Annotated in this window: 22 protein-coding genes; 7 read left to right on the plus strand and 15 right to left on the minus strand. The window is 51.0% G+C overall.

Going from position 1 to position 24116, the window contains the following annotated elements:
- Nucleotides 1–241: 241 nt before the first annotated feature.
- From ACXAD4_RS15885 to xerD, 6 genes are all read right to left on the minus strand, one after another.
- A complete protein-coding gene (locus tag ACXAD4_RS15885; protein WP_475242607.1) occupies nt 242–652 on the minus strand; it encodes a hypothetical protein in 411 nt (136 codons plus the stop codon).
- 157 nt (nt 653–809) lie between these two features.
- Nucleotides 810–2321, minus strand: a complete 1512-nt coding sequence (gene lysS / locus ACXAD4_RS15890) for a lysine--tRNA ligase (RefSeq protein ID WP_475242608.1) — start codon at nt 2319–2321, stop codon at nt 810–812.
- Nucleotides 2322–2354: 33 nt separating this feature from the next.
- A protein-coding gene (gene prfB / locus ACXAD4_RS15895) for a peptide chain release factor 2 (protein WP_317524507.1) occupies nt 2355–3453 on the minus strand; the annotation gives its coding sequence in 2 pieces (ribosomal slippage) (nt 2355–3377 and nt 3379–3453; 1098 coding nt in all).
- Between the two features lie 219 nt (nt 3454–3672).
- Nucleotides 3673–5397: a single-stranded-DNA-specific exonuclease RecJ gene (gene recJ, locus ACXAD4_RS15900; RefSeq protein WP_475242609.1), complete on the minus strand. Its 1725-nt coding sequence runs from the start codon at nt 5395–5397 to the stop codon at nt 3673–3675.
- A 159-nt stretch (nt 5398–5556) separates the two neighbouring features.
- Nucleotides 5557–6279, minus strand: coding sequence for a bifunctional protein-disulfide isomerase/oxidoreductase DsbC (gene dsbC, locus ACXAD4_RS15905; RefSeq protein ID WP_475242610.1), 723 nt, complete (start codon nt 6277–6279; stop codon nt 5557–5559).
- Between the two features lie 248 nt (nt 6280–6527).
- Entirely contained in the window at nt 6528–7424 is an 897-nt protein-coding gene (gene xerD / locus ACXAD4_RS15910) for a site-specific tyrosine recombinase XerD (RefSeq protein ID WP_475242612.1), read from the minus strand.
- A gap of 234 nt (nt 7425–7658) precedes the next feature.
- Between xerD and fldB the strand changes: the two genes are divergently transcribed.
- On the plus strand, nt 7659–8177 hold the full coding sequence (gene fldB / locus ACXAD4_RS15915) for a flavodoxin FldB (RefSeq protein ID WP_475242614.1): 519 nt from the start codon (nt 7659–7661) through the stop codon (nt 8175–8177).
- A gap of 97 nt (nt 8178–8274) precedes the next feature.
- On the opposite strand, the gene brnQ is transcribed toward fldB, so the two are convergent.
- Complete coding sequence (brnQ, locus tag ACXAD4_RS15920; protein ID WP_475242615.1) at nt 8275–9594, minus strand: branched-chain amino acid transport system II carrier protein; 1320 nt, start codon at nt 9592–9594, stop codon at nt 8275–8277.
- Between the two features lie 361 nt (nt 9595–9955).
- On the opposite strand from brnQ, the gene ACXAD4_RS15925 reads away from it, so the two are divergent.
- Complete coding sequence (locus ACXAD4_RS15925; protein WP_475242616.1) at nt 9956–10672, plus strand: tRNA1(Val) (adenine(37)-N6)-methyltransferase; 717 nt, start codon at nt 9956–9958, stop codon at nt 10670–10672.
- Nucleotides 10673–10838: 166 nt separating this feature from the next.
- Nucleotides 10839–12062 carry an ATP-dependent RNA helicase SrmB gene (gene srmB / locus ACXAD4_RS15930; protein WP_475242618.1) on the plus strand — a complete coding sequence of 408 codons (1224 nt, stop codon included), beginning with the start codon at nt 10839–10841 and terminating at the stop codon, nt 12060–12062.
- An 87-nt stretch (nt 12063–12149) separates the two neighbouring features.
- Here srmB and yaaA read toward each other — a convergent pair whose 3' ends face one another.
- A complete protein-coding gene (gene yaaA / locus ACXAD4_RS15935; protein WP_475242619.1) occupies nt 12150–12923 on the minus strand; it encodes a peroxide stress protein YaaA in 774 nt (257 codons plus the stop codon).
- Between the two features lie 158 nt (nt 12924–13081).
- Nucleotides 13082–14512, minus strand: coding sequence for an alanine/glycine:cation symporter family protein (locus tag ACXAD4_RS15940; RefSeq protein ID WP_317524497.1), 1431 nt, complete (start codon nt 14510–14512; stop codon nt 13082–13084).
- Nucleotides 14513–15076: 564 nt separating this feature from the next.
- Here ACXAD4_RS15940 and ACXAD4_RS15945 point away from each other — a divergent pair.
- A complete protein-coding gene (locus ACXAD4_RS15945; protein ID WP_475242621.1) occupies nt 15077–15259 on the plus strand; it encodes a DUF3545 family protein in 183 nt (60 codons plus the stop codon).
- Nucleotides 15260–15332: 73 nt separating this feature from the next.
- Here ACXAD4_RS15945 and ACXAD4_RS15950 read toward each other — a convergent pair whose 3' ends face one another.
- The 4 genes from ACXAD4_RS15950 to nfo form a co-directional block, all read right to left on the minus strand.
- Nucleotides 15333–15869, minus strand: a complete 537-nt coding sequence (locus ACXAD4_RS15950) for a hemerythrin domain-containing protein (RefSeq protein ID WP_475242810.1) — start codon at nt 15867–15869, stop codon at nt 15333–15335.
- A gap of 123 nt (nt 15870–15992) precedes the next feature.
- A complete protein-coding gene (gene ung / locus ACXAD4_RS15955; protein ID WP_475242622.1) occupies nt 15993–16667 on the minus strand; it encodes a uracil-DNA glycosylase in 675 nt (224 codons plus the stop codon).
- Nucleotides 16668–16786: 119 nt separating this feature from the next.
- A complete protein-coding gene (locus tag ACXAD4_RS15960) occupies nt 16787–16915 on the minus strand; it encodes a hypothetical protein (RefSeq protein ID WP_255526797.1) in 129 nt (42 codons plus the stop codon).
- Between the two features lie 206 nt (nt 16916–17121).
- A complete protein-coding gene (gene nfo, locus ACXAD4_RS15965) occupies nt 17122–17973 on the minus strand; it encodes a deoxyribonuclease IV (RefSeq protein ID WP_475242623.1) in 852 nt (283 codons plus the stop codon).
- A gap of 549 nt (nt 17974–18522) precedes the next feature.
- On the opposite strand from nfo, the gene grcA reads away from it, so the two are divergent.
- The 3 genes from grcA to ACXAD4_RS15980 all read left to right on the plus strand — a co-directional run bounded on the left by grcA (nt 18523) and on the right by ACXAD4_RS15980 (nt 21796).
- Nucleotides 18523–18900, plus strand: a complete 378-nt coding sequence (gene grcA, locus ACXAD4_RS15970; RefSeq protein ID WP_317524492.1) for an autonomous glycyl radical cofactor GrcA — start codon at nt 18523–18525, stop codon at nt 18898–18900.
- Nucleotides 18901–19142: 242 nt separating this feature from the next.
- Nucleotides 19143–20318: a dicarboxylate/amino acid:cation symporter gene (locus ACXAD4_RS15975; RefSeq protein WP_475242624.1), complete on the plus strand. Its 1176-nt coding sequence runs from the start codon at nt 19143–19145 to the stop codon at nt 20316–20318.
- 275 nt (nt 20319–20593) lie between these two features.
- On the plus strand, nt 20594–21796 hold the full coding sequence (locus ACXAD4_RS15980; RefSeq protein WP_475242625.1) for a dicarboxylate/amino acid:cation symporter: 1203 nt from the start codon (nt 20594–20596) through the stop codon (nt 21794–21796).
- A 77-nt stretch (nt 21797–21873) separates the two neighbouring features.
- Here the strand turns inward: ACXAD4_RS15980 and thrC are convergent, their stop codons facing one another.
- Together thrC and thrB are read right to left on the minus strand one after the other, a co-directional pair.
- A complete protein-coding gene (gene thrC / locus ACXAD4_RS15985) occupies nt 21874–23157 on the minus strand; it encodes a threonine synthase (protein ID WP_475242626.1) in 1284 nt (427 codons plus the stop codon).
- Between the two features lie 2 nt (nt 23158–23159).
- A complete protein-coding gene (thrB, locus tag ACXAD4_RS15990) occupies nt 23160–24116 on the minus strand; it encodes a homoserine kinase (protein ID WP_475242627.1) in 957 nt (318 codons plus the stop codon).

Raw genomic sequence — 24116 nt, forward strand, 5'->3', positions numbered from 1 at the left:
AAAACGGCAACTTATTCACACCATCAATAGCAGAATATGTGGCAACATATTGCTTTATTTGCAAAGTTATCAATTACGTAAAACGTGTGCTTGGTCACACCCAAAAGTTCACTATAAGAACAATTTTCCACCAACTTTCATTATTGGAAACCATAAAAAATGGCCTTCCTGATCCTATTCAGAAAAGCCATTAATGCCACCTTAATGAGCTAAGGCTGACTCAATAGAACTAACAAAGTCGTTATGAAGAAAGAGAGCGGCAAGTCTCGTCAGTCACAATATTGGTCAAAAAGCCCCCTCCGCCAGAGAACCAATATCGCACGCCTAGACCCTGCTGAATTTCGTGTCCAAGCTGCTGGCAAATAGTCGGAAATTCCTCCTGCTCAAACTCTTGCTGGCCCAAATTCCACGACCATCTCGGGTTGGGTAGACGATAAATTATCGTCAACAACGACGCATCATTATCGAAGTAGTAGATCTGGACACCTCCCCGAAACGGTGTACTGGGCAAGGAATTGAGTTGATTCAATTCCTGTTTGTATACCTCTGGTAAGTTTCCCTGGTAGTCACTCTGCGGCGGTACCATCTGCAAAGAACTACAGCCAACCAATAAAGAACCGGCCACAGCCAACGTCGCCAATCGATATTTCATTATAATCCCTTATATTTATTAAACTTTTACAAGGTGATTATAAGTTAACCAGCTTTGTTCTTCTTCCACATAGAGCGCATTTCCGCTCGCAAACTCATATTGCAGATATAAAAAAACCACCCCGGAGGGTGGCTTCATCAATCACGATAAGCGAGGCTTATGCGTTGTTGTTCTGCGGGCGCATTGCCGGGAACAACAGCACATCACGGATAGTGTGAGTATTGGTGAACAGCATTGCCAGGCGGTCGATACCGATACCCTGACCTGCTGTTGGCGGCAAGCCGTGCTCTAGCGCGGTAATGTAGTCCGCATCGTAGAACATCGCTTCGTCATCACCTGCGTCTTTCGCTTCAACCTGCGCCTTGAAACGTGCGTCCTGATCTTCTGCATCGTTAAGCTCAGAGAAGCCGTTAGCTACTTCACGGCCACCGATGAAGAACTCGAAACGGTCAGTAAAGAACGGGTTGTCGTCGCTACGGCGAGCCAGTGGCGAGATATCCGCTGGATAGCCAGTGATGAAGGTTGGCTGGATCAGTTTAGGCTCAGCAGTTTCACCGAAGATTTCCTCAAGCAGCTGGCCACATGTCCAGAAGTCTTCCACTTCAACGTGAACAGACTTGGCAATAGAAACCATCAGCTCGCGGTTCTGCAGATCTTCTTCAGTCAGGGCCTGGATCTGCTCGTGGTTCGGGTTGTAGTGCTTGATCGCCTCGAACATGCTCATGCGCGCGTAAGTGCCACCGAACTCAACGGTCTCGTCGCCATAAGGCATAGAGGTTGAACCCAGTACATCCATTGCCACAGTGCTCAGCATCTCTTCGGTCAGATCCATCAGATCTTTGTAGTCCGCGTATGCCTGGTAGAATTCCATCATGGTGAATTCTGGGTTGTGGCGAGGCGATAGACCTTCGTTACGGAAGTTGCGGTTGATTTCGAATACACGGTCGAAACCACCTACAACCAAACGCTTCAGGTACAGCTCAGGGGCAACACGCAAATACATATCGATATCCAGCGCATTGTGACGGGTGATGAACGGACGCGCCGTCGCACCACCCGGGATCACGTGCATCATTGGCGTTTCAACTTCAAGGTAGCCTTTCGACATCATGAAGTTACGGATTGCCGCCACCAGCTTAGAACGGATGATGAACGCGTTGCGAGAATCGTCGTTCACGATCAGGTCAACGTAACGCTGGCGGTAACGCATTTCCTGGTCAGTCAGACCGTGGAACTTCTCTGGAAGAGGACGCAGTGCTTTGGTCAGCAGCTCGTACTCGTCCATGTTGACGTAAAGATCACCCTTGCCTGACTTGTGCAGGGCACCTTTAACACCGATGATGTCACCGATATCAAGGCCAGCGTATTTCTCTTTCAGCTCTTTCTGAACATTCTTGTCGGCGTATGCCTGAATGCGGCCAGAAACGTCCTGGATTGCCAGGAATGGACCACGCTTAGCCATGATACGGCCAGCAATCGCCACTACGTGACCCGCTTCAGCAAGCTCTTCTTTGCTTAGTTCGCCGTATTTAGCCTGCAGATCTGCCGCTAGGCTATCGCGACGGAAATCATTCGGGTGGCCGTTTGCCTTGCAGTTTTCGCGGATTTTATCCAATTTCGCGCGACGTTCAGCAATCAGCTTATTCTCATCTTGTAATTGATCAGTCATGGGTTAACCCTTAAATGTTTTAACCGGAGTCGGTTACAGACCTGATTTCAGGCTGGCTTCAATAAAACGGTCTAAATCGCCGTCAAGTACGGCCTGGGTGTTACGATTTTCCACCCCGGTACGTAAATCTTTGATACGGGAGTCATCCAGCACGTAAGAACGGATCTGGCTACCCCAGCCAATGTCAGACTTGGCGTCTTCGTTGGCCTGCTTCTCAGCATTCTGCTTCTGCATCTCAAGCTCGAACAGTTTTGCTTTCAACTGTTTCATCGCCTGGTCTTTGTTCTTGTGCTGAGAACGGTCGTTCTGACACTGCACCACAGTGTTGGTTGGCACGTGAGTAATACGTACCGCCGATTCGGTGGTGTTAACGTGCTGACCACCGGCACCCGAGGCACGGTATACGTCAATACGCAGATCAGAAGGGTTGATATCGATATCGATATTGTCATCCACTTCCGGGTAGATAAACGCAGAAGAGAAAGACGTATGGCGACGGCCACCCGAATCGAATGGTGACTTACGCACCAGACGGTGTACACCGGTCTCGGTACGCAACCAGCCGTAGGCGTACTCACCGCTGATGCGAACTGTTGCCGACTTCAGGCCAGCCACATCACCTTCGGAAACTTCGATCACTTCGGTTTTGAAGCCTTTGGCCTCCGCCCAGCGCAGGTACATGCGGAGCATCATCGATGTCCAGTCCTGTGCTTCTGTACCGCCCGAACCTGCCTGCAGGTCGATGTAGCAGTCAGAGCTATCGTGATCGCCAGAGAACATACGACGGAACTCAAGCTTGGCCAGCTTGCTTTCTAGCTCGGCGAGTTCAGGTTCGATCTCGTCGAATGTCTCTTGGTCTTCTTCTTCCACTGCCAGCTCAAGCAGACCTTCAACGTCTTCAACGCCTTGGTCCAACTGGTCGATGGTATCTACAATCGCTTCTAATGATGAACGCTCTTTACCCAGCGCCTGTGCGCGCTCTGGCTCGTTCCATACATCAGGTTGCTCTAATTCTGCATTGACCTCTTCTAGACGCTCTTTCTTGGCATCATAGTCAAAGGTACCCCCTAAGGACGTCAGTACGTGCTGATACATCCTCAAGTCGGTTTTTAATAGGATTAATCTCGAACATTGCCACTCTTCATAGCCGAAATGGACATAACCGGAGGATTCTATCGAATTGTAGATAGAATATACAGGGAAAAGGGAAGGGAAACGGTGAAATTATTTTATTAACCCGATCACAAAAAAGCCGCCGGTAACAGAGAAGCCATATTTCAGCAAAATTCCCTGTCACCAGCGTGCCGACAGCGCCCATTTGGCCTGCCAGATCAGATTGAACAAGAACAAACTACAGCGCCGTGATGTGCTCTACCAACAGCTGGGCACTGCGGTTACCGCGGAACTCGTTGACATCAAGTCGGTAAGCTAGCTCAACCTGTTGGACCGAAGCATCCGGCCAGCGGCGGACATCAACATTAAAGGCAATTGCATCAATCACGCTACCACCCGCGACAGGCTCAAGCATCATCTTAAGGTGTTTACTGCCCACCAGCTTCTGGTGCAGCAAACGGAACCGGCCATCAAACATAGGCTCTGGGAACTGCTGCCCCCACGGCCCACCGGCTCGTAGCACTTCCGCTGTCTGCAAATTGAGATCCTGCGGCATCAGCTCGCCGTCGCTGAGCAATACCCCGCGCAAGGCATCCTCGTCGAGCTCGGCGCGCACCGCCTGATCAAACGCTTGGCTGAACGCCTCGAGCTTGGGTTCGGGAATAGTCAAACCCGCAGCCATGGCATGACCACCAAATTTGAGGATCATCCCCGGGTTCTGGGTATCAATCAAATCAAGCACATCACGCATATGCAAACCGGGAATAGAGCGGCATGACCCCTTGATTTCACCATTGCCGGCATCGGCAAAGGCAATCACCGGGCGGTGGTACTGCTCCTTGATCCGCGAGGCCAAAATACCGATCACTCCCTGATGCCAGTCACGCTGGAACAGGGCCAAACCATAAGGCATATCCTGCTGGTTGAACTTGAGGCGCTCGCAAATCGCTACCGCTTCTTCCTTCATACCCTGCTCGATTTCCTTGCGGGTCTGGTTCAAGGCATCCAACTCGGTAGCCATCCGGCGCGCCGCCTGAATGTTGTCACACAGCAGCAGCTCAACGCCGAAAGACATATCATCCAAACGTCCGGCGGCATTGATCCTCGGACCCAGAGCAAAGCCCAAATCCGTCGCCACCAGGCGGGCCGGATCGCGGTTAGCCACTTCAATCAAGGCGCGGATCCCCGGTCGGCACTTGCCAGCACGGATACGCTGCAAGCCCTGATGGACTAAAATACGGTTGTTGCCATCCAATGCCACTACATCGGCGACAGTGCCCAATGCGACCAAATCCAATAACTCGGCCAAATTCGGTTCCGGCAGCCCCTGATCGGCAAACCAATTATCCTCGCGCAGCGATGCTCGCACTGCCAGCATCAGGTAGAAAGCAACGCCCACACCACACAACGCCTTGGATGGAAAATCACATTCATGCAGGTTTGGGTTCACGATCGCATCCGCTTCTGGCAGGGTATCCCCCGGCAAGTGGTGATCAGTCACCAGCACCTGGATACCGCGCTCCTTGGCTGCCGCCACCCCGGAGATAGAGGACACCCCGTTATCCACCGTCATGATCAGTTCAGCACCGCGCTCTGCCGCCTGCTCGACCACTTCCGGGCTCAAACCATAACCATCATCGAAGCGGTTAGGGACGAGGTAATCAACATTTCGGCTACCGAGCATGCGCAGTGCCAGTACCGACAGCGCGGAGCTGGTTGCTCCATCAGCATCAAAATCACCCACCACGATGATACGGCGCTGCTCGGCCAGTGCCTGTTTGAGCAATGTCACCGCCGGTTCAATACCATGCAGCTGGTTATATCCCAGCAGACCACGCACCCCACGCTCTAGCTCCGCTTCACTGGAAATCCCCCTAGCTGCATAAATCCGTTGAAGGATTGGTGGAGTAGCTTCGGTAAATTGACTGGTGTCGGCTTCTGGGCGGCGTTTTATTTCAATCATCGGGATTATCTATTCGGCAGGGTAAGTTAAAGGAGACTTAGGCATATGCGCATCTAGCCATTATAGGCACTGGGCCCGAGTGGGCAACAGAATTTCGGACATAAAAAAGCCCTGGTAGTACCAGGGCTTTAAGACCAATAACCTTAAGCAAACGTCAAATTAGCTGCGGTTATCCAGCATCTGGCGTAGCATTGGCGCTGGCTGGTAGCCAGGCAGCATAGTGCCATCTTCCAGGATCATCGCAGGCGTACCGGAAACGCCCATCGCCACACCCAGCTGATAGTGTTTCTTCACCAAGTCGCCCTGCTGCTCAATACCCGTCGGGTTGAAAGTACCTTCTTTGGCTTGATCCATTGCCTTAGCAGGATCTTTGGCACCCCAGATAGCACCCATCTCACCGAAGTTACGCGAACGCTCACCACCGCGTGGGAAAGCGAGGTAACGGATAGTAATGCCGGCATCATTGTAGGCCTGCATTTCACTATGCAGCTTACGGCAGTAGCCACAGCTGGTATCAGTGAAAACCGTCACCACATATTTTTCATCTTTGGCCGGATAGACGATCATCTCATCTTCCATGCCTTCAAGCTTGGCCTTGTTAAGTTTGGCCATCTTCTGTTCGGTCAGGTTCACCGGCTCAGCATCTGTTGCTTGATATAGCTGCCCAAGCAAAAAATGTCCGCCATCATCCGAAACATAGAAGATACCACGATCGGTCACGACTTCATTGAGCCCAGGCAGTGGCGAAGCACTGATAGTGACCGGCACCAAACCCAGTTTGCTCAACTTGCTGGTGATTGCTGCTTCGTCTGGCTTGGCTGATGCCGTGAAGGCTGTCATTGCCACTGCGGTTGCAAGTAACGTACGACCCAAAAAGTGCATGCGACTCTTTCCTTTAAAATAATAAATTCGTGCCGGACTGTGACGCTTACCGCCAGCACCCATCACTACTGGTGAACTATATGACCCTTGTAGTGCAAAAAAATTTCACATTCCGCAAAATATCCTATGCCAACCTAAATGAGTAATTGGTCAAATATTTACCAAGGTTGGTATCACTCTTTTAGTATATACCCAAGTATCAAGCAGATGCAGGCTGACTTTCGTTTCAATACTGGTAAATTGCCCACCTAAGCACGAGGGTGATGCGCGCCGTGAAGCTGCTTGAGGCGCTCGGTTGCGACATGGGTATAGATCTGGGTGGTCGACAGATCACTATGACCAAGCAACATTTGCACGACACGCAAATCAGCACCGTAATTGAGCAGATGGGTCGCAAAGGCATGGCGCATCACGTGCGGCGACAAGGTATCACCGTCTATGCCCGCTTTCACGGCATAGTGCTTGATCCGGTGCCAGAATGTCTGGCGGGTCATCTGCTTGGCGCGTTTGCTCGGGAAGACCACATCCGAACTTTTCTCACCTAGGAGCTGCGGACGACCACTTTGCAAGAACTGCTCGATCCAGTCGATGGCATCTTCCCCCATCGGTACCAAGCGCTCCTTATTACCCTTACCAATCACGCGAACCACGCCCTGGCGCAGACTGACATTCTCCATGGTCAGGCTCACCAGTTCGGTCACACGCAAGCCGGTCGCATAGAGCAGCTCAAGCATCGCCTTGTCACGAAGCTCAATCGGATCGTTGGGATCAGGCGCCGACAGCAAGGCATCAACCTGCTCTTCAGTAATATCCTTGGGCAGGCGCTTAGGCAGCTTGGGACTGACCAGCATGGCACTGGGATCATCATCGCGCATCTTTTCCCGGTTCAGATACTGGAACAATCGGCGTATCGCCGATGCCATCCGGGCCCGCGACGTCTGTTTATAATCGGCGTCAAACAACCACTGCTGATAGCGCTGCAGATCGTCGGTCGACACCTTTTCCAGGGTCAGGCTTTGGTCTTTGAGCCAGTTTTCCAGCTTTTTCAGATCATTGCGGTATGACATCAGGGTGTTTTCAGACAGACCCCGCTCCATCCACATCGCATCGAGAAACCGCTCGATGATCACTTCATCGTTTTCCACTACAACCTCGGTGTTCGTTTCGGGCTAATGAGCATGAACAAAAGGTCATGAAGCATAGCCTATAAAACACATGGATAAATAAACAGTATTCAATGGTAGACGATTTCCCTGCAAATGTAACGACCCAGCTCGTTTGCTACTGGAATTTCTGACTCAATCACTCAGAAATAGTCAAGACCGCCCAAGCTAGGTAGAATCCCCTATCATTTATTCGTTACACATTGGACAAGCAGCATGAAGATTGGCTTATTCTACGGCTCAACCACCTGCTATACCGAAATGGCGTCGGAAAAGATCCGCGACTGTATCGGTGCCGAACTGGTTGATTTACATAACATCAAAGAAGCAGACATCACTGCAATGAACCAGTACGACATGCTGATCCTAGGCATTTCCACTTGGGATTTCGGTGAGTTGCAGGAAGACTGGGAAGCCGTGTGGGAGCAACTTGATGGCCTGAGCCTAGAAGGCAAGACCGTGGCGCTGTTCGGCCTTGGCGATCAGGAAGGCTACACCGAATGGTTCCTCGATGCGATGGGCATGCTGCATGAGAAACTACTGCCTACCGGTGCCCAGTTTGTTGGCTACTGGCCTAACGAGGGCTATGAATTCGAAGCGTCAAAAGCCTTGACCGATGACGGCAAACTGTTTGTTGGCTTGGCACTGGATGAAGACAGCCAGTACGAGCTGAGCGATGAACGCATCACCACCTGGTGTGAGCAAATCCTCACCGAGTATAGCGAAACGCTTTAACGCTACAGCGGTTTCCCTTTAACTTGGGTAACCGCTAAAAGACAAAAGGGATGCCGAGGCATCCCTTTTTGCTAACTGCATACTGGCATTTGAGCGGTTACACCGTTTGGCCTTCTTGCTGTGCTTGTTTAACAGCTTTTTGCGAACCAACAAAGTAAGTCACTACCAATGCCGCGAAGGTTGGCATCAGCCACGCCATGCCGTAGTCAAACAGTGGCAATACGCGGAAAGCCGACACATTGAAACCTGCTACCTTGGCCGCATCAATCATGCTGAACGACAGTGCCACCAGCATTACCACACGGTAGGACAGTGCAGGGTTTGGCAACCAACGGCGGATAAAGGTCAGAATAACCAGTGCCATCGCAATTGGGTACAGGGCAAACAAAGCAGGCAGAGACAGCACAATCAGCTGGTTAAGGCCAACGTTGGCAACCACACAGCATGTTACTGACAATACCACAGCCCACTTTTCGTAAGACCAGCTTGTCAATGATGAGAAATATTCAGAACACGCACTGATCAGGCCAACCACAGTGGTCAAACACGCCAGCAACACAATCAGTGACAGCATCATCTGGCCTGCTGGGCCGAACAGCGCCGCAACGTAAATCGCCAGAATGTCGCCACCGTTTGACGCATTGGCTGCGATATTCACACTGGTAGCGCCCAAGTAGAACAGGGAAATGTAAACAAACGCCAAGCCAGCAGCCGCAATAAGGCCTGCCATTACCAAGTATTTACGGGTTGCTGTTTCATCGGTCACGCCCTTGCTGCGTACCGCATCGACAATCACCATACCAAACAGCAGAGCTGCCACGGCATCCAGGGTATTGTACCCTTCGACGAAACCTTTGAGGAAAGGCATATCGATATAATCGCCACGTGCCGCTTCAATTGCATCCTGCGGGTTAGCCACTACGCTCACTGCCAGTACAACCAAGGCAATAAACAAAATAGGAGTCAGGAATTTACCGACCATATCAACCAGGTTACCGCGCGAGCGGGACAGGAACATCGCGATGCCAAAAAAGACGATAGAGAAAATAGTAAGGCTAAGCTGTCCTGCGTCGGCAATGAATGGCTTCACGCCCATTTCATAAGCCACCAAACCGGCACGTGGTGCGGCAAAGGCAGGGCCGATCACGATAAAAATCAGTACTGCAAGAAGTGTCGCGACTTTGGACGGCAAATCCTGGGTCATGCCTTTCCAACCGCCTGCCACAGCCACGGCAATAATCGCCACGAGCGGCAAAGTAACACCGGTTGACAGGAACCCGAACATCGCCGGAACGAGGTGATCACCGGCCTGCTGGCCAGCTTGCGGCGGGAATATGATATTACCGGCGCCCAAAAAGAAAGCGAAGGTCATAAAACCCAACGCCATGATATCGGTAAAACTGAGTGACTTTTTCAAACTGCACCTTCCACTCTTTGTTATGTCTGCTGTATTTGTAACTTTTGTTATTTTTTTGGCCACAAAAAAGGATTACCTGAATGTGACCTTGCTCGCAGCATAATGACGAAAAAGTACTCAACAAGCAATATCACAGTGAAAAACACCATAATCTTTGGCTGTTAAACTCAAAAACCAGCATATACCACCAAAAACAAAACCCAGAGAGGAGTATATGACCAATAAAAGCGAGTTATAAAAAAGATAAAAAACAGAATTAATAACTATGCAACATCTATTCAACAGAAGGTTACCATTCTGCATTTCATCTCGGGCGGGCTATAATGCCTTGGTCAAAAACACAACAAGGTCCAGCAACACAATGGCAAAAGGGTTCACCTTCAAGCAGTTCCATGTCAACGATCATGGCTGTGGCATGCCCGTCAGCACCGATGGCGTCATGCTCGGCGCATGGGCAACGCTACCGAGATCGGGCCAGATCCTCGATATTGGCACCGGTAGCGGTCTGCTTGCACTGATGAGCGCACAGCGCACGACAAGTAATGGCAACCCCATTACCGCTATTGAAATCGACAGCGGAGCAGCCACGGCAGCGCAGAAAAACTTCAGCGACTCTCCATGGCCAGCGCGTATCGAGCTGGCACACCAAAGCGTCCAAGACTGGGCCAGCCAGCAGACGGCGGGCAGCGTTGCAGCGATTGTCTGCAACCCTCCCTACTTCAACCATGGCGAGCAAGCTGACTGCCAATCCAGGGCGACGGCGCGCCATACAGATACCCTGTCGCACCATGACTTGTTGTCAGCCATCAGCTATCTGCTAAGCCCGACAGGAAGCGCCAGCCTGATATTGCCGGTTTACGAAGGCGAGCAACTGATCCAAGCCGCCCGCGCCCACCAGCTATACTGCCAACGGGTATGCGAAGTAAAAACCACCGAGCGTAAAGCCCCAACCCGGTTGCTGATCGCGTTGGCTGCAAGCCCATCAGAGCCACAACACGAGCAGTTGGTGATCCACGAGAGCGGCGAGTACAGCAAAGCTTTTGTTGCCCTAACCAAGGCGTTTTATCTGAAAATGTAGCGGGACTGCCGCATTCGGTTTGGCGATTTGCAGAAGTTTTTGTACTTTTATCGGTGATCGTTGCGGCAATTATCTCTATAATGCCGCCCCTTATGTATTTTGCACGTGCTCTATAGGCTTCCCCAACAGGTGGAAGATGCCCTGAGTTCCCAAGGAGAAATGACTGGTGAGAGACTTTTCCGAATTAGAATTAGATAGCGAGCTGCTGCAGGCCATTGAAGATATCGGCTACGATCGCCCAACCGTGATCCAGGCCGAGGCGATCCCGCACGCGCTGGATGGCCGTGATGTACTGGCGTCCGCTCCTACCGGTACCGGAAAAACCGCAGCATTTCTTCTGCCGATGATCCAGCACCTGCAGGACTTCCCGCGCAAGAAGCCGGGACCTGCACGCGTACTGGTTCTGACCCCGACCCGTGAGCTGGCTATTCAGGTTGCCGACCAAGCGCGCGCGCTGGCCAAGCACACCCAGCTGAAGGTATTCACCATTACCGGCGGGATCTCCTACGACGAGCATGCTGAGCTACTGGGCAAAACCCAGGATATCGTGGTGGCGACACCGGGCCGTTTGATGGAGTACATCGAAAGCGAGCGTTTCGACTGCCGTGCTATCGAGTGCCTGATCCTCGATGAAGCCGATCGCATGCTGGACATGGGTTTTGGCAAAGCCGTAGAGCGTATTCACAACGAATGCCGCTGGCGCCGCCAAAGCTTGCTGTTCTCAGCCACGCTGGAAGGCAAAGGAGTCCGTGACTTCTCGAACACCATCCTCAATGAGCCGGTCGAAGTCAATGCCGAGCCGCCACGCCGCGAACGCAAGAAGATCCACCAGTACTACCACCGCTGTGATGACATGGCCCACAAGCTGGCGCTGCTGGAAAACATCCTCAAGGGCGAAGCTGAACGCACCATTATTTTCGTCAAGACCCGCGAACGTCTTGCTACTCTGCGTGATCAGCTGGCTGCAATGCAGATCCCATGCTGCTGGATCCAGGGCGAGATGGCCCAGGCGTCACGTAACAACACTATTCGCCGTTTCCGCGAGGGAGAAGTGAACATCATGCTGGCCACCGACGTTGCCGCCCGTGGTATCGATCTGCCGGACATCAGCCACGTGATCAACTTCGATATGCCACGCACCGCCGATGTCTACCTGCACCGTATCGGCCGTACTGCCCGCGCAGGCAAGAAAGGCACTGCCGTTTCTTTGATTGAAGCTCACGATCAGGCAATGATCGAACGTGTCGGCCGTTACATGAAAGAAGAAGTGGCCGAGCGCTTTATTGATGGCATGCGCCCGCAGCACAAAAAGCCTGCCACGGTGAAAAAGAAGAAGAAAAAAGATCCGAAAAAGAAAGCAGCAGTGAAAAAGAAAAAAGCCAAGAAGTAAGGCATTTTCTTCAGTAAGCAAATAGTAAAACGGGCTGGTAGATACCAGCCCGTTTTTTATTCCTGTAACCACGGCATACCGTTGTGATTATTGCTCTTCGCGCTTGAACACCAGCTCGGTAGCTGTCGACTCTGCCGGCACAAAGTAGTAACCCGCGGTATCAAACTGCTGCAGTTTTTCTACTGAATCCACTTGGTTGTCAATGATGTAGCGCGCCATCATGCCACGCGCCTTCTTGGCATAGAAGCTGATCACCTTGTAGGTACCGTTTTTGCAATCTTTGAAAACCGGGGTGATGATTTTACCGGCCACCTGCTTAGGCTTCACCGCCTTGAAATATTCATTCGAAGCCAGATTGATCAGGATATCGTCGCCCTGCTCAGCCAAGGCCTGGTTGACCTTATCGGTAATAATGTTGCCCCAGAACTGGTATAGGTTCGTGCCACGCGGGTTCTCGAGCTTGGTGCCCATCTCGAGGCGGTACGGCTGCATCAGGTCAAGCGGGCGCAGCAGGCCATAAAGACCAGAGAGCATTCTCAGATGCTGCTGGGCATAGGCAAACTGCTCGTCATTCATGGTTTCGGCCGCCAAGCCGGTGTACACATCCCCTTTGAAGGCCAAAATCGCCTGGCGGGCATTGTCTGTCGTAAATTCTGGCTGCCACTCGGCAAAACGGGCTGCATTCAAGCCGGCGATTTTATCGCTCACCTTCATCAGGCTGGCGATCTGCGCTGGCGTCAGCTCACGGCAAACCTCAATCAACTCAGCCGAGTGATCTGTCAGCTCTGGCTGGGTGAAAGATTCCGTCGCCAACGGAGAGTCATAGTCGAGAGTTTTTGCCGGTGAAACCACAATTAACATGGGAAGCTTCCTTTTGATCTTATATAGCTAAGATGTTATCAGCCTGACAAAAAAAAACCACGCGAAGTACGCGTGGTCTTTTCTATTGCTGTTATCGCTAAATTCGATGATGAGGTGGTGAGGTGGTGAGATCGCTCACCACCAGAGGTCACATGCAATCAGTCCTTCTTCGGCTGATCCCAGATCCCTTCTTCAAGCTGGGCATGCAACTCAGGGTAATCCTTGCTATCGAAAGTCGGCACCTTGCCCTGCTTGAGCTGCAGGTTGTAGTCCCGAGCCAGTTTCACTACTGTACCGGACAGCAACACAATCGCTATCAAGTTGATGATTGCCATCATCCCCATCGACACATCCGCCATCGCCCAGACAGTCGGCAAATCGGCGACCGCACCGAACATCACCATGCCCAGCACCACAATACGGAACACGGTCAGGCCGGCCTTGTGGTTGTGCTCAAGGAAGATCAAGTTAGTCTCGGCGTAAGAGTAATTTGCCACCAGCGAGGTAAAGGCAAAGAAGAAGATCGCCACCGCGATAAAAATGGCACCCCAGCCACCGACCTGAGAGCTCAGCGCACGCTGAGTCAGTTCGATACCGGTGATCTCGCTGTGCGGGACATACTCGCCTGACATCAGGATAATCGCCACAGTGGCCGAACAAATTACGATAGTATCCATGAATACACCGAGCATCTGGACATAGCCCTGCGAAGCCGGGTGCGGTGGATACGGCGTTGCCGAAGCGGCAGCATTGGGTGCGGAACCCATACCTGCTTCATTGGAGAACAGGCCGCGCTTAAGGCCATTGATCATCCCCTGGGCAATGGTATAGCCCAAGGCGCCCGAAGCCGCTTCTTCAAGGCCAAACGCACTACGGAAAATAAGCCCCAGCACTTCAGGCAGTTTGCCAATATTGGTGAACATGATAAACAGGGCCAGCACCAGATAACACAGCGCCATGGCCGGCACCAGGATCTCTGCAGTACGGGCAATGGCACGCAAACCACCAAAAATAATGACACCCGCCATGAATACCAGAACGACACCCACGTAAGCCGGATTCCAGCCAAAGGCCACATTCATCGCCAGAGTGATCGAGTTGGCCTGAACCGAGTTAAACACCAAGCCAAAGGCGATAATCAGGAAAATGGAAAACACCACGCCCATCCAGCGCATGCCGAGGCCTTTTTCCATATAGTAAGCCGGGCCACCACGGTAGTTGCCGTCATCATCACGGGTTTTATAGAGCTGTGCCAAGGCACTCTCGGCGAAAGCCGTCGCCATTCCCAGCATGGCAATCAGCCACATCCAGAAAATAGCGCCCGGGCCACCTAGCGTCAGTGCTACGGCGACACCTGCCATGTTGCCGGTCCCGACACGGGCAGCCAAACTGGTACACAGCGCCTGGAACGATGATATCCCTGCCTTGTCCGACTTACGACTGTTCTTCATTACGCTGAACATATGGCCAAAATGACGGAACTGAATGAATCCCAACCGGTAGGTAAAGAACACGCCAACGCCAATCAGCAAATAAATGAGCACGGAGCCCCATAACAGATCGTTCAAAAAGTTAATCTGACTTGACACGTCTACCCCTCTAGAAATCAATAATTAGCTGATTGCCGATCTCATCGACCGCAACCAGAAAATATCGGCACAGCCCGTTTGCCAACCTGACGCAAGTTTGCGGGTAAGCAAAACAGTTACTACAACCTTAGTTTTATTATGTGGTAAAAGACAGCGACGGATTTCCCTGTATTCACAGACCGCTATCTGGCGCAGCTATTATGTTGGCATGATGTTAACAAGAGGCATGAGAAATGTGCCACCTGCTGACAGGACCTTGTTTGGTATAACTGCAGATGGCTGATGATCATGCAAAGATAACCAGCAAAAATCAATATCCTAGCCATGAATATTGCTTATCTGGCATTACGCTGGCGAAATTAGGGCCGATATTCTGCTTTTTCATCCCATTCCCGCAAGCCATAGCACCGGTTATCTTGCCGATTTTTTATACAACCAGTTTGACATTGCGATCTTACGCACATCAAAACTTCATCAATGGGTAACATTTGCGAAACACATCAATTTTATTTTGTGGCTTGCTATGATATTTAAATAGGACCGATTGTAAGGAAGAGGTGCTCTATGGACAGCTATGCATTCGATGACATTCTTGCAACTGAAACACCAAGACGTGGTTCCCGGTGCAAGCCTGTGAAACGCAAGTGGCGTGAGATTGAAGCGCTGAAAGACAGGCAGAGACTGCGCCGTGAACTGGCTGATATTGATATGTTCAAGGATTTATCAGACGACGATCTTGATTTCTAATCAACAAGCAATGATCTAACAAAGAGCCGGCGTATGCCGGCTCTTTCTTTTGTATGGTATACCGCCTCGCAACCTAGGCTTGTAACCGCTCAGCAAGGTGACGGTAACGATCAGTGACCTGGGCACCAAATAACGGATCACAATCGCATTCTTCATACTGCTGTGATACTGCCAACCAATCATCTTGGGTAAAGTGCTTGCGGATCAGGGGAAGAATATGTTTTTCCTCAAATTCCAAGTGAGCGTATTGGCGGACAACAAAAGCATTGAGCTTGTCAGCAAACACATCGAGCGGGATCACCGCATCCATCAATATCATCTCGACGGTATCGGCAAACTCTTGGGTCAGCCTTGCCAACTCTTCGTGCTCTTTCTCCAGGCTTTCGACTTCACCGGCATGCTCGGCATAATGTGCCTGGTAGTAGTGATAAAGCACATCCTCTTTCGGATGGTGGCAACATTCGGCATGATTCTGCAGATAATCAACAATATCTTTGATCAGGCCATAGTTGACCTCTTGCCCGTTACGTATTGCAGTAAGCTTCTGTTGAAGGATCTTCAACAGTCGGCATATATAACCATGTTCAGTGTGAATATCATCCAGCATCATTGCGTAAACCTCCCAGTCATCTCCATTATTGAAAGTGTAAGCAGGGATGAAAAAACGCACCTTGATCCTGGTTATTTAATGTGCAGATAATTTACATTATCTACACATTTTGACAAATTAAGATTAATTTTCCAGCAACCAATCAATCGTTGGCTTATTCATCTGGTTTAATAGCTGATTTGTCTGCGAGAAGTGTTTACAACCAAAGAAGCCTCTGTATGCAGACAATGGTGATGGGTGGGCGGAGCGCAGTACATGATGACGCTCAGTATCAATTTTCTTGCCTTTCTTCTGGGCATGGGCACCCCACAGCAGGAAAACCACGCCGTCACAGTGCTGATCGATCACTTCGATCAAACGGTCGGTAAATGTTTCCCAGCCTATCTTGGCATGGGAATGGGCATTGCCTTGTTCCACCGTCAGCACGGTATTAAGTAGCAACACTCCCTGTTCGGCCCAGCTCTGCAGATAACCGTGGGATGGCGGAGTAAAGCCATCGATATCCGTCACCAGCTCTTTGTACATGTTGGCCAAAGATGGCGGGACTTTTACGCCGGGACGGACCGAAAAGCTTAGGCCATGGGCCTGATCGGGGCCGTGGTAGGGATCCTGTCCGAGGATCACCACCTTGACCTCCGATAGCGGTGTTGCTTCCAATGCATTGAACACATCTTCCTGCGGCGGGTACACCACCTTGCCCGCCGCGCGCTCAGCGGCAACATGCTGTTCAACCTGCTGGAAATAGGGTTTCTGGCGCTCCGCGTCAATCACATCTTGCCAGCTCAATACCGGGCTCATTCTCTGCTCCTCAATCTCACTATTGGTGCCCATTGTATGGGTTTAGCAGAGAAAACAAAGCCCCCTACCTATAGATACAGATAGGAGGCTTACTGCAAAGGAGAAGAAAACCTGTTTGGCTATTCCACTTGATAGCGCGCCTTAGGGGTAACTGGCGTTCGCCAATGACCACGACCCTGGATATGGCGGTGGGCCTGCGGCAGTCTTGAGATACCGTAACTCAACATCATCATTTCACTGTTCATCATTTTCCCTACCCTATTGTTAAACCACTGGGTAAAGATATGAAAACTTGATGCCAATATTGAGAAATACAACAAAGTTATTAACTTTCAATACCTTAAACTCAAAAACACAATGATTGATATTTTTGTCCACGCCCTACCTTGGTGAAACCTGCCCCATTGTAGGACAAATTACTTATCCAAAAAGCAACGCCTAGAAGCAGGCATTCCTATACCGTTTCAGGAATAAACGAGCGCAGCGTATCAATTTCCTGCCGCCAGATATCCGGGTTAATGGTTTCCAATACCAGCGGAATATTATCGAAGCGGCTATCTTGCATCAGATAGCGGAAGCAATCCCAACCAATCTCCCCTTCACCCAAGCTGTGGTGACGGTCAAGATGGCTGCCCAAGCCGCCTTTCGAATCATTGAGATGCATACCACGCAGATATTGCATCCCGACAACTTGATCAAATTCGGCAAACGTCTTGTCTGTCGCAGTATCGCTACTCAAATCGTAGCCGGCAGCAAATGCATGGCAGGTATCGATACAGACCCCGACCCGCGACTTGTCTTCTACCTGCTCGATAATGCTGGCCAGTTGCTCGAACCGCCAGCCGAGGTTGCTCCCTTGCCCTGCGGTATTTTCGATCACCGCCACCACATTCGGCACGGCTTGGTGCGCCATATTGATAGACTCAGCAATCAAGGACAGGCACTCGCCCTCGGGGATTTTCTTCAAATGGCTACCCGGGTGGAAATTCAGCAGGTGCAGCCCCAACTGTTCACAGCGGGCCATTTCATCAATAAATGCTTTGCGTGATTTTTCCAGCTTCTCACTCTCTGGCGCACCAAGGTTTATCAGGTACGAATCATGAGGAAGAATGGCATCAGCAGTAAACCCGTATTGCTGGCAGCGGGCCTTGAATGCCGTGATCACATCTTGCTCCAACGGCTTGGCCGCCCATTGGCGCTGGTTCTTGGTAAACAAGGCAAAGGCATTGGCACCGATCTTGTGGGCATTCTCTGGCGAGTTGTGTACACCGCCGGCAGCGGATACGTGCGCACCAATTAATTTCATCTTTTTCCTACTCTGAAGGTTTGCATTTTAAGCACGGATTGTACGTTATTTATCAACGTCAGCGCTTACAGATTGATCGGGGCAAGCGCACAATTTCCGTGAGGTTAGGTGAAAGGCATTGCTCATTTTGATGTAATTTTACTACAAATGATCGTTTCAAATATTTTTTAAATGATAAAATATTAGTTAAACACCAATAAATATGCGGCTTAGTTGACCTAGCTCAATAAAATAGCCTGAATATATTTAAGGTTTTTTGTTGTAATTTGATCTAAATCAATACACAATCAACACCATCGAGATATATAATACGCAACTCAACAAGAAAACCGAAAAAACTAACGACATTCTCTTTAGCGGTGATTGCGAATTATTACTACTAAAAAATATGGCTTGTGACGGTTGAAGCTTTTTTTGCTCACAGAGCTTCACTTATTCATAAAAACCGATATTCGGTCGTATTTTTCAATAGTCATAATTTTGCAAAATCAGGCTTAAACCTCAGGGGTTAGGTCATAAGAGATAAGTCTTAAAACGGAGAATAAAGTCATGATCCAAGGTATTCAAATCACTAAATCAGCTAACGATGACCTACTAAACTCAATCTGGCTGCTAGATACTGAAACTAACGAAGCTCGCTGTGTTGCTGCTTCTGCTGGTTTCGAAGCTGACCAAGTGGTTCCTGCTGCAGATCTAGGTGAGTACGAGTCTCGTGAAGTTGCTATCGAAGCACCGGCTAAGATCGAAGGCGGTCAGCACCTAAACGTTAACGTTCTTAAGCGTGAAACACTGGAAGATGCAGCTAAGCACCCAGAAAAATACCCACAGCTAACTATCCGTGTTTCTGGCTACGCAGTACGCTTCAACTCTCTAACTACAGAGCAGCAGCGTGACGTTATCGCACGTACTTTCACTAACAGCCTGTAATCACAGCTCCTGTTAGCAAAAACGGTGCCCGAGGGTGCCGTTTTTTTTATGTCTGCCGAAACACATTCCGAATACCCTTATCGCATACTGTTTATATTATCATCTAAAATGTGACGACAATTTAGGTATTTATGTTAATAAAACTGTACATTCATAGCGTTGCCTACCACCCAATGTCTGTATCCACGGGCAATGCCACAAAAATGGAGCTTTTTATATAACAATATTTTCGGAGCCAGTTCATGAAGTTAATCCTCAAGCTTATCGCGGGTATTTTGATCGGTATCCTCCTTGGTTTCTTCGCCCCTGACGCCATCATCCGCGTCTTGCTGACTATCAAACTCCTTGGTGGGCAGCTCATCGGTTTCACCATTCCCCTTATCATCCTGTTCTATATCACCAGCGGCATTGCCAGCCTGCCAAAAAATTCCGGCTCGCTACTGGGTAAAACCGTGGCCCTGTCGTACGGTTCAACCATCATTGCCGGCAGTTTGGCTTTTATAGTAGCCAGTACCGTGATCAGCGGCATGGCAGAGCCTGTCACCGCAGCAGCGGACAGTGCCGACAAGCTCACCAGCTTTATAACCGTTGAAGTGCCACCTTTGTTTGGTGTCATGACCGCCTTGGCCACTGCTTTCCTGTTTGGCCTGGGGATCAGTATTACTGACAGCAAACCGCTGAAAACCATCGCCGAAGACGGCCGCAGGATCATCGACCTATTACTTTCCAACATTATTATCCCGCTCCTGCCGTTCTACATTGCTGGCGTGTTTGCCGAAATGGCCGCTGAAGGCACCGTCTTCTCGACCCTAAAAACCTTCGGCCTAGTACTAGCATTAGCTATCTTCATGCACTGGGTTTGGATCACCATCCAATACACGATTACTGGCTTGGCATTGGGCTATTCGCCGTTGAAGCTGATCAAGAACATGATGCCGGCGTACTTTACCGCTGTCGGTACCATGTCTTCGGCTGCCACTATTCCGGTGACACTGCGCCAGACCAAGGAAAATGGTGTCAATGAGTCCATCGCCAACTTCACCATCCCGCTGTGCGCCACCATCCACCTGTCTGGCTCCACCATTACCTTAGTGACCTGTTCGACGGCGGTCATGGCACTCAGCCAGCACATTGCAATTCCATCACTGCTTGAAATGCTGCCGTTTATCATGATGCTTGGGGTAACGATGATTGCTGCACCGGGCGCGCCGGGGGGCGCCGTGATGGCCGCCCTCGGCTTGATGGCATCGATGCTGGGATTCGGCGAAGCCGAACTGGCTCTGATGATTGCCTTGTATATGGCCCAAGATAGCTTCGGTACTGCCTGTAATATTACCGGAGACGGTGCTATCTCCTTGTGGGTAAACAAGTTTGCCAAACAGCCTCAACCTCAGGCTATCGAGCAAGCAGACGTCTAATCCACTAACCAATTCGACAAAGGCAGGCGATGAGCCTGCCTTTTTTATGAAATCGATATCACAAGGGCGTTTTTTTGACCTGCAAGTATCCTGTTTCGCCTTAATTTATGTCAAAAAAAGCATCGGTATGCTGTTATTACACCCAAGCAAATCACTATTTCACTCGATGTAACACATAAAACACCTCTTTTTTGGCATCCGCCGCCAAGTAATGGTAAAAACGTCGCCGCTTTGTTACGGACTACTATCCATTTTCCTCAATAGGACTATTGGCGATGAAACTGATTTTAAAACTCATTGCTGGCATTCTAGCCGGTATTCTCTTCGGCCTGTTTGCCCCCGATGTGCTGGTTCAGATCCTGATCACCATGAAGGCTTTGATCAGCCAGCTGATTGGCTTCACCATTCCCCTGCTTATCCTTTTCTTTGTCACCAGCGGGATCGCAAACCTACCGAAAAACTCCGGCAAACTGCTGGGTAAAACTGTCGGCCTGAGCTACCTGTCGACCATGGGTGCCGGTGCTATGGCCTACCTGGTGGCAGGGCAGGTCCTGCCGTCAATGCTGCACAGCCCAGCTGAAGTCAGCGAAGCGGCCCGCACCCTGGCTCCGCTGATTGATTTGAAAATCCCGCCTGTCATGGGGGTCATGACCGCTCTCGCCGTGGCCTTTATCTTTGGCCTTGGCATCACGGCGACCAACAGCGAGCACCTACGCAAACTTAGCGACGAAGGCCGCAACATCATCGAGCTGTTCCTAGCCAAGGTGATGGTACCGTCACTGCCGTTCTATATCGCCGGCGTATTTGCCGACATGACAGTTAAAGGCACGGTGTTCTCGACTCTGAAAACATTCACCCTGGTGCTGGTACTGATTGTCGCCCTGCACTGGCTATGGCTGACTTTCCAGTTCATCAGCACAGGTGCACTGCTTGGCCGCTCACCGCTAAAGCTGCTGAAAACCATGCTACCAGCCTACGTTACGGCTCTGGGTACCATGTCATCTGCAGCCAGCCTGCCAGTGACCTTGCGCCAGACTCAGCAAAATGGCGTGAAAAAGCCGATTGCCAACTTCGTGGTACCACTTTGTGCCAATATCCATATGTCCGGCTCGGCGATCAGCATCACTTCTGTCTGTGTCGCGGTCATCTTGGTAACCGGTAATGCCACCGTGCCAAGCTTCATCGAAGCACTGCCGTTTATCGGTATGCTGGGTATTACCATGGTTGCCGCACCGGGTGCTCCGGGTGGCGCAGTCATGGCGGCGGTTGGCCTGCTTGGCTCGATGATGGGCTTTACCGAAGCAATGATCGGCCTGCAAATTGCCCTTCACCTCGCACAAGACGGTTTCGGTACTGCTTGTAACATCACAGGTGACGGTGCGCTGGCACTTTGGGTGGACAAATTTGCTGATGAAGCCGCATCCGGTGAAGTGATGGAAGCGGAGGCTGCAACCACCAACAGCGAACAAACCGCTTAAGCCATACCCTAGAAATCTGCATGCCAAACAAAAAGGGAGCCAATCGGCTCCCTTCTTCATTATCGATAATAACTCGCTTACTGAACGCTACGCAGTACTGCTTTTAGCTGCTCGAAGTCATTGTCACGCTCGAGCGACAATAGCTCCATCGCATTGTGCTTGGCTAGCGGCGCTGGCAGGTCGATGTCCTTACCCAGGATCTCATCCACCACTTCTTTGAATTTAGCCGGGTGGGCGGTACATAGGAACAAGCCTGTTTCGCCTTCGGCCAACTGCTCATTCAAGATGCGGTATGCAATCGCACCGTGCGGCTCGCACAGATAGCCTTCCTGCTCCATCTCGCGCAAGGTCTCAGCCGTTTGCTCGTCATTAACCGCACCATAGCCCAACTGATCAAGACCCCAGCCCTTGAGGCGGCATAGCTCTTCGATACGAGGCCAGTTGTTTGGCTGGCTGACATCCATCGCATTGGAGATAGTCGGTACCGTTGGCTCCGGTGTCCAGTTACCGGTTTGCAGATAACGCGGCACGGTATCATTGACGTTAGTTGCGGCAATAAAGCGTTTCACCGGCAGACCAATGGCTTTGGCCAGCAAACCCGCAGTCAAGTTACCGAAGTTACCGCTTGGTACTGCGATCACCAGCTCCTCGCGCTTTTCTTTCGGTAGCTGGGCAACCGCTTCGAAGTAGTAACATATTTGAGCCAACAAACGGCTGATATTGATCGAGTTTGCCGAGTTAAGGCCTACTTCCTGACGCAGCTCACCATCATCAAAGGCTTGCTTGACCAGCGACTGGCAATCATCGAAGGTGCCGTTTACCGCAACCGTCGAAATGTTACCGCCAAGGGTACAGAACAGTTTTTCCTGCAGCGGACTGATCTTGCCCTTAGGGTAAAGGATCACCACCTTGATGTTGTCCATGCCGTAAAACGCATGGGCCACTGCTGCGCCGGTGTCACCCGAAGTCGCAGTCAAAATTGTGATTTTACCGTCACTCTCAGACACTGCAGCCAGTGACTGGGCCATGAAACGACCGCCAAAGTCCTTGAAAGCCAAGGTCGGGCCATGGAACAGCTCAAGGGCATAGACCCCATCTTTGACCGGCTTGATCGGTGCAGTGAACTGGAAGGCATTGCCAACCATTTGAGAGACGGTTTCTGCAGCTAGCTCTTCGTCGATGAATGCCGACAGGATAGCCGTACTGCGGCTGACAAAATCTTGCTCCAGCAGCGCATCAACATTGTCGAAAGCCGGTAGTTCGGCAGGGAAAAACAAGCCCTGGTTGCTTCCCAGCCCCTGGCGTACTGCCTGGCCGAACGAAACCTGCTCTTGGTGATCTTTTAGGTTATATAGCTTCATGGTTACAGCTCACTTCCTGTTACTCTTGAGCCCTGCCCGTCCAAACGACAGACATGGACGAATCCTTCTTCATTCTGAACATAATGATCTTGCAACCATCGTGCAATACGTTTTGCGACTTCAAGGTCATCACACACGGTAAACATCGTCGGCCCCGAGCCGGAGATCCCGCTAGCCAGAGCCCCAGCTTCCAGCGCATACTGCCGCGCTTTAGCAAAACCAGGCAGCAAACGCTCGCGGTATGGCTCAGCAACCACATCTTTGATCATTTTTGCTGCCAGCTCAGGTTGACCCGAATGACAAGCATGGATAAAGCCGCCCAGGTAACGGCCATGGGCAATCACATCCTGACGGCGGTACTGAGATGGCAAGATAGCGCGGGCTTCTGCCGTCGGCACTTTGATGCCCGGGTACGCCATGACCCAGTACCAGTTATCGAAGCATGGTACCGACTGGCTGATGATCCCGAGCTCCTCGACCATAAACTGCAGCCCGCCCAAATAACACGGGGCGACATTGTCGTAGTGCAAGCTACCGGAGATCTCAGCTTCCATCTCCCCCATCAGGGCCAGCAATTCTGTCTCATCGAGCGGTTGGTCATGAAAGCGGTTCAGCGCATCGAGCGCCGCAACAATCGAACAGGCACTGGAACCCAGGCCCGATCCGATCGGCATATTCTTTTCCAGGGTCAGGGCGACAGGTTTAAGCGCCGCCCCTTTCTTATCCAGCTCTCGGGCAAAAACCTGCCAACAGCGGTAGACAATATTCTCTTCCGCCTGCTTGGGCAGCTTATCGACAAACGCCCCGACACAGCTCAGAGAAAATGGCTGAGAGCCTTGCTCTGCCAATACCCTATCGCCAAGCAAGGTGCCATCGATAGGGGACACGGCGGCCCCCAGAACATCAAAACCGACACTCACATTGCCAATCGACGCCGGCGCATAAACCACTACACTCAT

The sequence above is a fragment of the Photobacterium sp. AWH4_225 genome, assembly GCF_056158405.1.